Origin of the sequence: Labilibaculum sp. (assembly GCF_963664555.1) — a bacterium.
In the GTDB taxonomy this organism is placed as follows: Bacteria; Bacteroidota; Bacteroidia; order Bacteroidales; family Marinifilaceae; genus Labilibaculum.
Window position 1 is genome coordinate 2,051,649 of the sequence record NZ_OY761461.1, and the last position, 14,460, is coordinate 2,066,108.

A 14,460-nucleotide genomic window follows, 5' to 3' on the forward strand; every position below is an offset into this window, starting at 1 on the left:
AATTGATTAAAAGGACATTAAAAATCCCCGAAGAATTTTCTTCGGGGATGTACTTTTTGGATTATCTTATTCTTTATGCTCTTTGCCTTTGCAGGTGTCAATACTTAAAAGGCTGTAAGGAGGGCAATATCCAATCAGGCTGGTCAGAAACATAACTCCAGCAATTACAAGTAGAACTATTCCTATTGTTCCGGTAATAAGATCTGTGAAATATAGAGTTGCTAAAATAAGAGCAATAATGACTCTTAGTATCCGATCTGTTTTCCCCATGTTTTTTTTCATGATAGTTGAGTTTTTAGTTAATACTTTCAATTGTTGATTCAATAAGTATAGGTTGTTTTTCAGCAAAGTTTTTAAACCGTGCCAAATTGGTTGAATCGATTTCCTGAAAAGTTTTGGTGAAAAATAAGAACAGGGATTTGGCAAATGGATTGGTTCCTTCAATAGAATACCCAGCAATTATTTTAGTGCCGTTATCCGATTTTTTAAATGAAAATTGATTGTATTTGTGCATCCATCCTGCTGTAAAATCCATTTCAAGCATTTCGTTTTCTTTGTAGCCGGTTAGGGTTTCTATTAATTCTACAATTTTGCCATCATTATCAATCATCAACTTGTATTTACTGCCAACTTTATCTTCAGTTTCGGCAATTGACTCAAAACTTTTTACTTCAGTTAACCATTCCGAAAGTCGGTTGTGATCATTGAATAATTGAAAAACCTCTTCTACCGGACGATTAATTTCAGTTTCCAGCTGATACTCTTGTTTGTTTAGAAAAAGACCAAGAACAACAAAGGCAAGAAACACAATAAGCAATATAATGCCCGACTTTTTAAGCGTTTTCATATGGTTGTAATTTATTTTTCGATGAATGATTTAAAATCTGTCATTCCTTTTTTGAAATCAGGACCAATTGCTTTATCAATATCCATAAATACCATCATCAAGGTAGTTGGAAATGTATTATTGCCTTTAAATCCCCAGGTAACTTCAGTTCCTTCATCTACTTGCCTGATAGTAAAAAAGCCGGTACTGGTTGATTCAAATGGTTTCAGAAAGCGAAGTTCAGTTTCGATATAAGAGTTAGGTTCTATTTTGGTAATTTCCTGTTCGCCTTCTCCAACTTCTTTATTTCCGATCCAATGAGTTGTTGAACCAACCTCTCCGTCGGTTCCATTGTATTCAATTATCATTTCAGGGTCTTTAGAACCCCATGGTGACCATGCTTGTTGATCTTTAAGAGAGCAAAGACTTTTGAAAACCGTGTCGATATTGGTTGAAACAACAATTTTTCGTTCAACTTGATAGGTTTTAGGAGCCATAAAATGAAGGATAGCCACAAGCAGTCCAATTCCAACTAGAATGTAAAGCAAGATTTTCATAATGTAAATGTTTAGTTAGCAATTATTTATTTTGTGTGGTAATACATTTACTAAAGATAAGAAATTTTTATTTGGAGAAATAAAAAAAGAGTCCAGAATAAAGGACTCTTTTGCGAATTATAATGTTGATTTACAAGAATATAATGCCTGCTTTTTTACTGGCATCCCTTAATTCATCTGGCCAGATACTTGATTGTACTTCTCCGATATGAGCTTTTCTTAGTAAAAACATACATAATCTTGATTGTCCGATTCCACCTCCAATTGAGTAAGGCAGTTTTCCTGCCAGTAGTTTTTTGTGAAACATGAGATCTTTTCTTTTTTCTTCTCCACTTATTTTAAGTTGTAGTTTTAATGCTTCTTCATCAACCCGAATACCCATTGAAGAAATCTCGAATGATTGTTCAAGTACAGGATTCCAAAGTAAAATGTCACCATTTAAACCATGATATCCATTCGAGCTTGGGGTGGTCCAATCATCATAGTCGGGAGCTCTTCCGTCATGAGGTTCTCCGTTGGCAAGCTCACCTCCAATGCCAATAATAAATACAGCGCCAAATTCTTTAGTAACTTTTCCTTCCCGTTCCTTGGGAGTTAAATCGGGGTATTGTTCTAATAAATCTTCAGAATGAATAAATGTTATTTCTTCTGGTAAAAAGGGCTTAAGAGGTGCATAGTACTCGCTTAGAATATATTCGGTTCTTTTTAGCGAAGAATATATTTGTTTTACGGTTTTCTTTAAGAAATTGAGATTTCGGTCAGCTTTTGTAATTGATTTTTCCCAATCCCATTGATCCACATAGATTGAGTGAATGTTGGTGAAAATTTCATCGGGTCGAAGAGCATTCATGTCTGTGTATAAGCCTTTTCCAATGGGAATGTCTAGTTTTCCCAGCATAAAGCGTTTCCACTTCGCAAGAGAATGAACAACTTCTGCGGTTTGATCATCCAATCCTTTAATTGGAAATGCAACAGGGCGTTCGATGCCATTTAAATCATCATTAAGTCCAGTGCCTTTCATAACAATCATTGGTGCAGTTACTCTACGCAGCTTTAATTCGGCTGCCAAGTGCAATTGAAATTGATCTTTAATAAATTTAATTGCTTTTTCGGTTGCTTCAAGATCCAATGTGCTTTGGTAATCTTTTGGGATAAATAAGTTTTTCATTTGTTAAAATTTTTGATAGAGAGGAGTTTTCCTCGGGTTAAATTGATTCAAAAAAAAAGCCTTTCTCGTTGAAGAGAAAGGCTGAAATATGCATAACAATATCCCTTCTCACCTTGTAGGAGAATTATTATTGTTGTTATTATTTTTAAATTGTTTATCCATTTTTTTTATAAAAAAAAAGCCTTCCCGATTAGGGAAGGCTCGTAAATTGAATATTTTGATTAATTCTATAAGCTTCCCTGTTTCAATGAATAATTATTCATTGAATTGTTGAAAAGATTATTGATATTAAATGTTTGGTTCATGTTCCTGTTATTTACGATGGCTAAAGTAGGTGTTTTTTTTTAAGGATCAAAAAATGACTGTTGTTTTTTTTAAAATAGCTTTTGTGTGATTACTGCAGGTTGCGTCTTGTTATGTAATTGTATAGACTAATGCAAATATATTTTAAAAACTTAAAAGAATAATTTTGAGATTAATTCAAATTACGTACATTTACTTTATAATAATCTAAAATTTTTTAAGGAATGCCTACAGGTACAGTAAAATTTTTTAACGAATCTAAGGGATTTGGATTCATTAAAAACAGCGAAACAGGAGAAGACATCTTTGTTCACGTAACAGGATTAATTGACAAAATTGATCAGGATGATTCAGTAACTTTTGATGTTGTTGAAGGAAAAAAAGGAATTAACGCAGTTAATGTAAAACTTAACTAAGTTAAAATAAGATATTTTTCCTTGGTAAAGCTCAATGTAATGTTGAGCTTTTTTTTATACACTGTTTTTTCCTGATTTAGTGAATCAGGAAGATTAATCACGGAAAGATTTTCTTTGGTTTTTTCTAATTGCAGATTATATTATTTTTGTAGAATGATCAACGAAATAGATACACTTGACGTATTGAACAAGATGTGTTCAGATACTTTGATGGAGCACCTGGGTATTACTTACACCGAAGTAGGAGAAAACTATTTGGTTGCAGAGATGCCGGTAACACCCAAGCATTGGCAGCCTATGAAAATTCTTCATGGTGGAGCCACACTTGCTTTGGCTGAATCGGTAGGGAGTGCCTTATCAGTAATTAAAACTGATATGAAAAAATATGATGTAAAAGGGATGGAGATTAATGCGAATCACATTCGAAGCATGAGAACAGGAACAATTACCGCTAAAGCACATTTCATTCATAAAGGAAGCTTAACTCACATCGTTGAGGTAAATATTCTAAATGAACAGGAAAAGTTGATTTCGGTGTGCCGAATAACCAATGTGATATTAAAAAAATAAAATGGTGGAAAATAGAAATGAGCTGTCTTCTTTCTTAAGCTGCTGTTTGCAGAATAACTTTCCCTTTTTCGCTTATCAGTTGCCCAAAACCGGGATGATTCAGATAGGAATTCAAACAGATCAGGATTTGAAAGAGTATCAGTTTCTATCGGAATTGGATGGCGAGAATGGCTTTGTTTTTTCTCCTTTTGATATAGAAAGTTCACATAAATCCTTGTTTATACGAGGTGATATTCGTGTAAAAGGCTCTGAAATTGATTCCGATTCTCTTCAATTATTAAAATCATATCAAACCGAAAAGAGCGAAAAATTGCCTGAAAATGTTATTCTGGAAAGTTCACCTGCTTTGTATTTTAATCAGGTTTCGAAAATGATTAATGACTTAAAACAATTCAGGTTGGATAAGGCAATATTATCCAGAATTCAAATTTTAGATGGAGTAGGGCTGAACTGCGCCGTAGAATCTTTTTTGAAATTATCAGAATCTTACGATTCTGCATTTGTATTTTTGGTTTCTATCCCCAAAGAGGGAACATGGATCGGTGCAAGTCCCGAAACATTATTGTCTTCAAAAAATAATACAATTGAAACCGTTGCTTTGGCAGGAACTCAAAAGCTTGCAAGTAGATTGATTGATCAGATTACATGGGAACCTAAAGAGATCAATGAGCAAGCTTTGGTCAGTTTGTATATTGAAGAAGTGCTGAAAAATCACAATTTAACCAAATACAAACGAACAGGCCCCGTAACATCTCAGGCAGGAAATGTTGTTCATCTAAAAACAACTTATTTACTTTCCAATGGCATGGGCTTTAGTCAATTGTCGAACTTAGTTCAGGATCTTCATCCAACTCCTGCTGTTTGCGGCTTGCCAAAAAATAAGGCTTTGGAGTTAATTCGAGAAATTGAGGAACATGACAGAGAGTATTATGCCGGATATTTAGGGCCAATAGAATCGAACGGATCGATTTCACTTTTTGTAAATCTGCGAAGCATGAAAGTGTTTGATAATCAAATGGCTCTTTTTGTCGGCGGAGGAATAACTGCAGATTCAATTCCTGAAAAAGAATGGGAGGAAACCTGTTTAAAAGCTCAAACCTTGCTGAATGTGATTCGTTCGTAAGGGAAGCCCAATAAATTATTTTAAATTTGACCAAACATACATTATAAAATGCAATTTTTGCTTTTGTGTATTCTCGTATAGAACAAGAAAAATAGATGATATGGAGCGCAATTACTCGGATATTAAAGGGGTTAAAGAATTGATTGATATCTGCTGGGCGAAAGGAATGGAATACGTGATTGTTTCACCCGGTTCCCGCAACGCTCCATTAAGTATTTCCTTTGCTAAAGATGATCGAATTAAGAGTTTGGTAATTGTTGATGAGAGAAGTGCAGGGTATTTTGCACTTGGAATAGCTCAGCAAACAAGAAAACCGGTTGGCTTGGTTTGTACATCGGGTACAGCTTTACTGAACTATGGACCTGCTGTTGCCGAAGCTTTTTATCAGAGACTGCCTTTGGTGGTTATTTCGGCAGACCGGCCTGTTGAATGGATCGGACAAGATGATTCTCAGGCTTTGCCGCAAGTAAATGTCTTCGGACAATTTGTGAAGGCAAGCTATCAACTGCCTTTGGATGCAAATAATCAGGATGAGTGCTGGTATTTAAACCGAATGGTGAACGAGGCTTTATCCAAAGCTCAAAGTGGTCGTTTAGGACCTGTTCATATCAACTTTCCTTTGCGTGAACCACTGTATGGAGTGAAACCTTATCCAAATTCTATTGAGCGGGTGATTGGTAAAATTAATTCTGTTGATGAATTAAGTGCCGATACAATTTCTTCCATTGCGGCTATTGTGAATTCCAATCAGAAAATTGTAATTCTGGCTGGATTGCTTCATCCTCAGGCCGAATTAAATGAGTTGCTTGCCGAATTGGCCCAAAATAAGAATGTAGTGATTCTTACTGAATCGGTATCGAATCTTCACAATAAGGAGTTTTTGCCTTGTATCGATCGGGTGATTTGCTCGATTAAGGATGAGGAATTAGATCATTTCAAGCCAGATCTGCTGATTAATTTTGGCGGGCCTTTGGTTTCTAAAATGGTTAAATCATTTTTAAGAAATAACAAGCCTAAAGAACATTGGTTTGTTGGGAAAGAGGATCATTTTATTGATACCTTTAAAAATTTGACTTCCCATATCGATGTATCACCCTTAGCATTCTTTAAGCAGTTATTGCCATTGATAAAACCATCCGGAAGTAATTTTTCAGGATATTGGAAAAGCAGAGATACAGAGGTTTCGGAAATTCATGCTGATTATCTAAGTAAGATAGAGTGGAGTGATTTAAAAGCTTTTGAACAAATTCTAAATGGGATTCCCGAAGGTGGAAACCTGCAATTGGCCAATAGCTCAGTGGTGCGTTACGCTCAACTATTTAAAACATCGGCTGCACTTACCTACAATTCGAATCGCGGAACCAGTGGTATTGATGGATGCACATCAACGGCAGCAGGTGCGGCTATGGTGAATGGGAAAACAACCACATTGATTACCGGTGACATTAGTTTTTTCTACGATTCGAATGCATTGTGGAATAAATATTTGCAGTCGAATTTTAAAATTATTCTGATTAACAACGGAGGCGGAGGAATTTTCCGCTTTATTTCGGGTCCTTCGGGAGTGGATGAGTTGGAGGAATATTTTGAGACTGTACAGGAATATAAAGCCGGTAAATTAGCTGAAACATTCGGTTTGGATTATTTTTATGCCGACAATGAAGAGGAAGTGAATAGCATACTTCCTAATTTCTATGCTGTCAGTAATCGTGCTGCAATACTGGAAATAAAAACACCCAGAACGGTGAACGATCAAGTATTAATAAATTATTTTAAAACTATAAAATCAAAGGTATGACAACCAGAGCCTGGACTACCATTAAAGAATACGAAGACATTAAATTCGATTTTTTCGAAGGGATTGCAAAGATTACAATCAACCGACCAGAGGTCTATAATGCATTTCGTCCGCAAACCAATTTTGATATGTTGGATGCGATGGATATATGCCGCGAGCGCAGCGATATTGGTGTAATTGTGTTTACCGGAACCGGCGACAAAGCCTTTTGTTCGGGGGGCGACCAAAATGTAAAAGGGGTAGGTGGTTATATCGATGATCACGGCGTTCCTCGTTTAAACGTACTGGATTTGCACAAAGCAATTCGTTCGATGCCCAAGCCGGTTATTGCTATGGTAAATGGGTATGCAATTGGCGGCGGACATGTATTGCACATTGTTTGCGATTTAACTATTGCTTCGGAAAATGCTAAGTTTGGACAAACCGGCCCCAAAGTAGGTAGTTTCGATGCCGGTTTTGGTTCTTCTTATTTGGCACGACACGTAGGTCAGAAAAAGGCCCGCGAAATTTGGTTCCTTTGCAAGCAATATACCGCTAAGGAAGCCGAAGAAATGGGCATGGTGAACAAAGTGGTTCCTTTAGAGCAATTGGAAGATGAGACGGTAGATTGGTGTAAAACCATGTTGATGAGAAGTCCGATGGCTCTTCGCATGATCAAACGAGGTTTAAATGCTGAGTTGGACGGACAGCGTGGATTGATGGAATTTGCCGGTGATGCCACCATGATGTATTACCTGATGGAAGAAGCACAGGAAGGAAAAAATGCCTTCCTTGAAAAACGGGATCCTGACTTTCAGAAATTTCCTAAATTTCCTGGATAATTCAGAAATTAAAAATAGTAAAATGGCCATTGGATAATTCTGATGGCCATTTTTTTTTTAAAAGTCCCCCTTCAGGGGATTTAGGGGTAGCAAGAAGAATGAAGTAAAAATTACCCCAAACCCCTGAAGGGGCTTATTGGTTGTGGTTTGTGAGGAAGTTTTGATTCCTGACTAGGAATTATAAATTAATCTGGGTTCCAATTTCTGCTGATTCATAATTATTGTTAATTTTATCAGACTTGCAATGAATTATTACGAGTCTGAGTGAGTTTAAAATGAATACAATAATAATATAATGGAAATAACTTTACTAGGTTGGAAATACATCTACAAGCCTGAAGCTTCGTGTTTAAAAGATCAATTTCAAATCATTCCTAAAAGGAAAAAAATGCAACCTAAAAATCTATACAAATTTTATCCACTTAATGGGTTTAGTGTTGATGCGCTTCTGAATCAATATTTGTACGCATCATGTCCCTTTGAACTAAATGATCCATTGGATTGTATGAATGTACTAATTGATTATAGTTTAGTATATGAGATATATAAACAAGATCAAGATAGAAAAGGTGCGAATGTAGTGAGTTCACAAGAATTTAATAAAGTTCAGAGTTTGAAATTGTATGGAAATATGGGTATTATTTCTTTGAGCAAGAATGTGAAGAATCTTCAAATGTGGGCTCATTATGCATCAAACTATCAAGGATTTGCTGTGAAATTTAATGTTGTTGAATTGAGAAGTAATCCTGAATTAATAGGACCTTTTCCAATTAATTACAAAGAAGAGTGGCTACCAATTTGTTTGGAAGATGAGAAAGAAGGGAAATATGGGTTTTTATATCAAACAAATATAAAATCAATTCAATGGAAGCCAGAGGATGAGTGGCGTTTTATTGGAGTAAGAGAAAATATGTCGATACCATCCATTCAGATGCAAAAGGAATGTATTCAGAATCGAAAGTTTGACTATAATTTAAGTTTCATTGAAGAGGTCGTATTAGGACCTATGTTTATTCTTGGGTTATCACCGGAAGATTCGACAACAGATAACATTAAATTAAAAATTGATTTACATGATCAAAAAAGTATTTATAAACATTACATATTGAATTTTCTAATCAAGAATAAGATAAAGGTATCGTGGTTTGAACATACACCAACTTTGAATTTTGAATTTAATACGAGATCTGTGGAAATTACTCAGGAGAGTGAGTTAGTTTTTAATATGGCTTTGAAATAGAGATGACTGATTATTATAGCAAGAAAATAGATGATACAATAAATCATATTGTAGAGACAGAAGAGGTATTGAAAAATCTTAACCGACCAAATTATGAGGATTTTCTGCCCCTACAAGATCAAGCATTTTATAGCCAATTTAAAAAAAGAAATGTTAATGCTTATGATGAGGATAAATTTAGCATCAGAGATACACCTGTATTGATTATCAAGGATAATCCATATTATATGTTTTTTATTTTTTTTGGAATTCTAATCATCCCAGTATTGATTTTTAATGGTAATGGAATATCTATAGTTGATTTAATAGGTTTAATCTTTGCTTCATTATTTATTACAAGTATAGTATCGGTTTTATTTTATCCTTTAACAAAAGAATTAGATAAGAAATTTGTTCGAGCTAAATCGTGGAATAGATATTATTTATTAGAAAAGAGAAATCAAAATTTTGGACAAGCAGAGCGTGATTATGATATGAATTTTAAGGAGTATTCAAATTTATTATTAGAATTAAATAAATCTTTGGAATCTTATCGAGAGGAATTAGCCTGTGCCGTAAAAAAGAAAAAAGAAAGAGAAGAAGAAAAAGAAAGGCAGATTGCTTTAGAGAATAAACAGAGAGAAGAGGAAGAGAGAAAAATTAGAGTAAAACGATTAGAACAACAATATTGGTCGAATTTGAATGGATACGAATTTGAAGATGCTGTTTGTAAACTTTTTAAAGACAATGGCTTTAGCATAAGTTCAACATCATATTCAAATGATGGCGGTGCAGATTTAATAATTGTACATGAAGATGGAAGAAAAACTATTGTTCAATGTAAAAACTTCACGAATCCTGTATCTCCTAGCGTTGTGAGAGATCTTTTAGGAACGGTAATCGATTTTAAAGCAAGTAATGGTATGCTTGTCTGTACAGGAGGTTTTACTTCTGGTACAGTTGAGTTTGCAAATAGAAATGGAATTGAACTACTCGATGCTAGTGACTTGATTAAGATGTCTAGGCAAATTAATTATCATTAGAATTTAAGCTAATTAAGTTATAGGTGCTTCGTAATTTCTCTTACTTCATTGTTACTATTACTATCAGGTGCTCCTGAATTTTTGTAATGAATTATTATAGCCAATTCGTATGGGGAGTTCTTTTTTTTCACCCAAACAGAATCCATGCCGATATAAACATTACAGCTTGTTCCAAATTCTTTCAACAGCAGTTGATGTACTTCTTCAATTCTCCGGTTTTTGTTCATGATTGCAAATTTAAGAAACAGAGACAAGCCCCGCATCACTTGTCTCTGTTTCAATATTTAAATTTGGAATGATATTTATTCCACTTCATTAGTTGCTTCCTCGGGAGTAGTTGTTTTGCTTCTTCTGCTCCTTATTTTAGTGTTGATAGTAGCAATGTACTGAGCTATTTTGGCAAAAGGCACGCCAAACTCAGCTGGTTTTGCATTTGCCATTGCACTGATATAGGGCAACAGTTTATCGTTCATAATTTCCAGAACCACTTTCGATTGCACACTCGAAGGAATAATTTCTTCCTTAGTGGCCAAAACACCTTGATTTTTACGGTACAAATCCTGAAGATTCATTGCTGCGGTTTTCATCTCGGCAAGAGGTGTTGCAACGCCCACCAGCGATGCTATGATTGGCAGCATGTCAGGTTTTTCAAATTCTTCAATCATCGAAAAAGCACGGGTCAATTCTTTTTCGTAGCCTAATTTGTAAAAGTTTAGGTCGTAAGCCGCAATTTTTTTCCAGAGTTTTTCTGCATTTTGGGCAATGGCTTGGTCGGAAGAGTGAGTGTTAGCATCTACAAAACTTTTAAAGCAAATTGCTCTATCGTCAAACAGTTTGTCGAATTTGGCTAATTCGGCAGTAAACTCATGACTTCTTTCTACACCAATCGAATTCGATAAAACTGCAGCTTCTTTTCTCAAATCAGTTGTGATGCCAGTTAAATAGGTGTCGGCACTAAAATCTTTTTGTTCGATTTCATACATAGTATTGTCTGCAATGCTTTGTATCTCATCGGCATCACCTTTACTTAAGATTGTAAAATCCATAACGTAATCATTTAAAGGGTTATTTAATGAAATTTTATTAGCGGGTAGTTGAAACTATGAAAATAATTTTAATTGAGGAAGTTTTACAGGTAGATATTATGGTAAAATTATAATATTGTAACTTGGCACATTTGACAGCTTATTTTTTAGTGTAGAATAATTACCTTACTTGGTTTTATGTTGCAAAAATTGTTGGCAAAGGGTCATTCTGCAGGTTGAAAACTGGAATTTCTGTTGGCAAAATGCTCTTTGTGGAAAAAGTTGAGCAAAACCACGCGGCAAAATGCTCCCGACGATCGGAGTTGGGGAAAACCATGCGGCAAAATGCTCCCGACGATCAGACTAGTGCAAAACCACGCGGCAATGTCCTCTCGATGACCAGCAGAGTAAGTTTTCCGTTGGCAAAATGCTCCCGACAATCGGAGTTGGGTAAAACCATGTGGGAATACCCCGACTGCCAATTACCCCAAACCCCTAAAGGGGCTTACTGGCAGTAGTTTGGGAAGAAGTCCCCTTTAGGGGATTTAGGGGTAGAAAAGAAAAAATAATAAAAAAAGAAGATATGAGTATAAGTGATCAGGTTACGATGTTTTATAATGCGAAGCCACACATTTTTGAAAAGGCAAAATATTTGAGAGAAAATATGACTTTGGCAGAGTTAAAGTTGTGGGAGTTAACGAAAGAAAAGAAGATTCGGGGTTTACGGTTTAGAGCGCAGCATCCAATCGATATTTTTATTGCTGATTTTTACTGTCATTCTTTAAAATTGGTCATTGAAATTGATGGAGGAATACATCAGTCTTCAGAACAAAAAGAATATGATATTGGTCGGGAAGCGGAAATAAATCATTGGGGAATAAAAGTAATTCGCTTTACAAATGATGAGTTTTTAAAGGAGATCGATAAGGTGATTGATATCATTAATAAAATTTGCATTCAACGTAAATTGGATTTGGAAAAAATTTAATACCCCAAACCCCTAAAGGGGCTTACTGGTAGTCGATTTGAGAAGAAGTTTCATTTTTGAGATAGAGGCAGCTTTTTTTGAAGTCCCCTTTAGGGGTCCCGAAAGCTTTCGGGATAGGGGTAAGAAGAAGAGTCGTTTTAGTGATTGATAAATCTATATTTTTATTATCTTGAACACTCAAAATCAAAAAGAAACACAATGAAAATACGTCTTGCCACAGTATCAGATCTGCCTGCTATTAATGATATTTACAATCAGGCTGTACGCAAGCGTTATTGTACGGCCGATTTGGATGAAATTAGTATGGAACAGCGTACCAAATGGTTCGAAGGACATCATCCCAATCAATATCCTGTATTTGCAGCAGTAGAAGATGATCGGGTAGTGGGATGGATTTGCTACAGTGCCTACCGGGCAGGTCGCAGGGCTTTGCAATCAGCGGCAGAGGTGAGTTACTACATACACGAGGAGCATCTGCAGAAAGGAATTGGCTCCCAATTAATGCAGTTTGTTATTGATGAAGCTCCCAAATATCAGTTTAAGAGCCTATTTGCTATTTTATTGGCAGAAAATCTGGCGAGCCTTAAATTGCTTGAGAAATTTGGTTTCGAACGATGGGGGCTTATGCCTCATGTCGCTGATATTGATGGTGAAATTTGTGATCATTTGTATTATGGAAGAAAAGTCTGAGATATTTTAAACTTGTTCCGATTCTTCATGACTTCTCAAAACAATGGTAAATGTTGAACCTTTGCCTGCTTCACTTTCTATTAAGAGTTCCCCTTTTAAAATTTCTAAATAATCAAGAACAGTGGGCAATCCCATACCAGTTGCCTTTTGTCCCGATAATCCTTCCACGCGGATAGGACTTTTTTGATAAATACTCTCAATAATTTCCTTTGACATCCCCAGACCAAAATCTTTAACCTCAATATAAAACAGCTCGTTTTCAGTGTAAGATCGAATCTCTACACTTCCTTTTTTGTAACTGTACTTAATTGCATTTTGAATGACGTTTCGGAATAAAAACTTGCAGATATTCAGATCGCTGGTTATTTTTAGTTCTCCGTTAAAATTTTTGTTAAAACTAACCTCGCTCAGATTTATCTGAAAAATTTCGGTCATTTCAGTTAAAACTTCATTAATGTCAAATTCTGTGAAGGTTAATTTTGGGCCGTCTTTAGCTTGAATTGTTCCCCAATAAAATAAATCTTCGAGTAATCCACTCGTTTGGGTTACAACGTGAAATATGTCCTTATTGAATTCGTTTTTTTCTTCTTCACTAATTTTAAATTCATCCTTATTAATGAATGTAGATAAGTTTAAAATCACCCCGATGGAACCACGTAAATCGTGAGCCAGAATGGAAAAAAATTTGTTTTTATTTTGAATTACCTTTTCGAGCTCTATGTTTATTTTATTTAATTCGGATGTTTTTTCAAGAACTAGACGCTGCAGAACCTTTGCCCTGTTTTGCTTGACTTTTAGCCATATGGTTAGTCCTAAAACAATTAATATTAATACGATAACACTGATTATGCTAATCTTAAGAATTAAACCAAAATCTTTTGGTTCATTTAGCAGGATACTATTTTTTGGCAATTGATTTTTGGAAATATTAAATGTGCGCAGTTCATTACAATCGAAAACATATGAGCTTGGCAGATAGTTGAATTGCGGGATATCATTAGCACAAGGTTCCTGTATTAATTTTAAGGCAAGCATTGCTGCTCTTTCACCTTGTTCATACCCTCTTGTAATTTTTCCGCCAAATAAGCCTTTGTTAAGATAAAAATCCCATGATCCAAATATGGGAACATGTGCAACTTCTTTAATTTGTGTGATGCCTTTTTGGTAGGATATAAATTTCCCGTTCTTATCCCGGTTAAGTACAAGTAAGTAAATTACGTAGGTGTCATCTAAATTCCTGATTGTTTGTTGTAAGCTTTCCATTGTGAATTCAGAAACCGACTCAAAATTAAGGTCTTTAAATTGATCGGTAATTCCTTTTAATTCTTTTTGAATAGCTTGTCCCGTTTCTGTATTGTCATTAATAATGAAAATGTTTTTTCGTTCTGGAAATATGCGCTTTATTGCTGAGATGGTTCCGTAATGATCAGCCTTCTCGCCGTATCCAAAAAAATTAGGATAATCCTTTAGGATACTTGTATCGAGATCATTTACCCCGCAATATATAATAGGAATATTTGGATAAAATTCGCTGCCATTTTTTTGAATAAAATCAAAAGCGGCATTGTCACTTGTAATTATGGCTTTAAATGGAATTTGTTTTGCTTTAACTTTATAAATGTTTTGCAAAGCGTTAAAGTATTCTTCATTGTAATTACGTTTTGTGTCTAAATATTCAAAAATCAGATTAATATCCGGTTTGTCTTTAAAAACGCTGCGTATGCCGCGGGTTATACTATCCGTCCATGCCAATCCTTGATGGTAGCTGTGAAGAACCAAAACATTTGTTTCATTTTTAGATGAGTTTTGTGCAATAATTGGAGAGGTTCCAACAGTTGAAATGGCAAGAAAAAGGGTGATGATACAGAAAGCTAATAATTTTCGCATGTTTTCATGTTTAAATTAATACTACC

At 35.2% G+C, this 14,460-nt stretch carries 16 protein-coding genes; 9 read left to right on the top strand and 7 right to left on the bottom strand.

Features of this window, described 5'->3' with window-relative positions:
• Window positions 1-66: 66 nt before the first annotated feature.
• From ACKU4N_RS08030 to asnA, 4 genes are all read right to left on the bottom strand, one after another.
• Entirely contained in the window at window positions 67-282 is a 216-nt protein-coding gene (locus ACKU4N_RS08030) for a YgaP family membrane protein (RefSeq protein ID WP_321322274.1), read from the bottom strand.
• Window positions 283-295: 13 nt separating this feature from the next.
• A complete protein-coding gene (locus ACKU4N_RS08035; RefSeq protein ID WP_321322276.1) occupies window positions 296-847 on the bottom strand; it encodes an SRPBCC family protein in 552 nt (183 codons plus the stop codon).
• An 11-nt stretch (window positions 848-858) separates the two neighbouring features.
• Window positions 859-1,383 carry an SRPBCC family protein gene (locus ACKU4N_RS08040; RefSeq protein ID WP_321322278.1) on the bottom strand — a complete coding sequence of 175 codons (525 nt, stop codon included), beginning with the start codon at window positions 1,381-1,383 and terminating at the stop codon, window positions 859-861.
• A 130-nt stretch (window positions 1,384-1,513) separates the two neighbouring features.
• Window positions 1,514-2,551, bottom strand: a complete 1,038-nt coding sequence (gene asnA, locus ACKU4N_RS08045) for an aspartate--ammonia ligase (protein ID WP_321322280.1) — start codon at window positions 2,549-2,551, stop codon at window positions 1,514-1,516.
• Between the two features lie 527 nt (window positions 2,552-3,078).
• Between asnA and ACKU4N_RS08050 the strand changes: the two genes are divergently transcribed.
• From ACKU4N_RS08050 to ACKU4N_RS08080, 7 genes are all read left to right on the top strand, one after another.
• A complete protein-coding gene (locus ACKU4N_RS08050) occupies window positions 3,079-3,270 on the top strand; it encodes a cold-shock protein (RefSeq protein ID WP_321322282.1) in 192 nt (63 codons plus the stop codon).
• 153 nt (window positions 3,271-3,423) lie between these two features.
• Window positions 3,424-3,840, top strand: coding sequence for a PaaI family thioesterase (locus tag ACKU4N_RS08055; protein WP_321322284.1), 417 nt, complete (start codon window positions 3,424-3,426; stop codon window positions 3,838-3,840).
• A gap of 1 nt (window position 3,841) precedes the next feature.
• Window positions 3,842-4,963: an isochorismate synthase gene (locus ACKU4N_RS08060; protein ID WP_321322285.1), complete on the top strand. Its 1,122-nt coding sequence runs from the start codon at window positions 3,842-3,844 to the stop codon at window positions 4,961-4,963.
• A gap of 100 nt (window positions 4,964-5,063) precedes the next feature.
• Complete coding sequence (gene menD / locus ACKU4N_RS08065; RefSeq protein WP_321322287.1) at window positions 5,064-6,761, top strand: 2-succinyl-5-enolpyruvyl-6-hydroxy-3-cyclohexene-1-carboxylic-acid synthase; 1,698 nt, start codon at window positions 5,064-5,066, stop codon at window positions 6,759-6,761.
• Window positions 6,758-7,582, top strand: coding sequence for a 1,4-dihydroxy-2-naphthoyl-CoA synthase (gene menB / locus ACKU4N_RS08070; protein ID WP_124993775.1), 825 nt, complete (start codon window positions 6,758-6,760; stop codon window positions 7,580-7,582). Before menD ends, menB begins: the two co-directional genes overlap by 4 nt.
• 295 nt (window positions 7,583-7,877) lie before the next feature.
• Window positions 7,878-8,822: a DUF2971 domain-containing protein gene (locus ACKU4N_RS08075; RefSeq protein ID WP_321322289.1), complete on the top strand. Its 945-nt coding sequence runs from the start codon at window positions 7,878-7,880 to the stop codon at window positions 8,820-8,822.
• Window positions 8,823-8,824: 2 nt separating this feature from the next.
• Window positions 8,825-9,844 (top strand): restriction endonuclease, encoded by a 1,020-nt coding sequence (locus ACKU4N_RS08080; RefSeq protein ID WP_321322291.1) that lies wholly within the window; start codon window positions 8,825-8,827, stop codon window positions 9,842-9,844.
• 17 nt (window positions 9,845-9,861) lie between these two features.
• Here ACKU4N_RS08080 and ACKU4N_RS08085 read toward each other — a convergent pair whose 3' ends face one another.
• Both ACKU4N_RS08085 and ACKU4N_RS08090 read right to left on the bottom strand, forming a co-directional pair.
• A complete protein-coding gene (locus ACKU4N_RS08085) occupies window positions 9,862-10,071 on the bottom strand; it encodes a hypothetical protein (protein ID WP_321322292.1) in 210 nt (69 codons plus the stop codon).
• Window positions 10,072-10,146: 75 nt separating this feature from the next.
• On the bottom strand, window positions 10,147-10,890 hold the full coding sequence (locus tag ACKU4N_RS08090) for a DUF6261 family protein (protein ID WP_321322294.1): 744 nt from the start codon (window positions 10,888-10,890) through the stop codon (window positions 10,147-10,149).
• Window positions 10,891-11,452: 562 nt separating this feature from the next.
• On the opposite strand from ACKU4N_RS08090, the gene ACKU4N_RS08095 reads away from it, so the two are divergent.
• On the top strand, window positions 11,453-11,857 hold the full coding sequence (locus ACKU4N_RS08095) for an endonuclease domain-containing protein (protein WP_321322296.1): 405 nt from the start codon (window positions 11,453-11,455) through the stop codon (window positions 11,855-11,857).
• A gap of 198 nt (window positions 11,858-12,055) precedes the next feature.
• The gene (locus ACKU4N_RS08100; protein ID WP_321322298.1) at window positions 12,056-12,547 is read left to right on the top strand and encodes a GNAT family N-acetyltransferase; all 492 of its coding nucleotides are present in this window, start codon (window positions 12,056-12,058) and stop codon (window positions 12,545-12,547) included.
• Between the two features lie 6 nt (window positions 12,548-12,553).
• Here ACKU4N_RS08100 and ACKU4N_RS08105 read toward each other — a convergent pair whose 3' ends face one another.
• A complete protein-coding gene (locus ACKU4N_RS08105) occupies window positions 12,554-14,434 on the bottom strand; it encodes a sensor histidine kinase (protein WP_321322300.1) in 1,881 nt (626 codons plus the stop codon).
• Window positions 14,435-14,460: the final 26 nt, after the last annotated feature.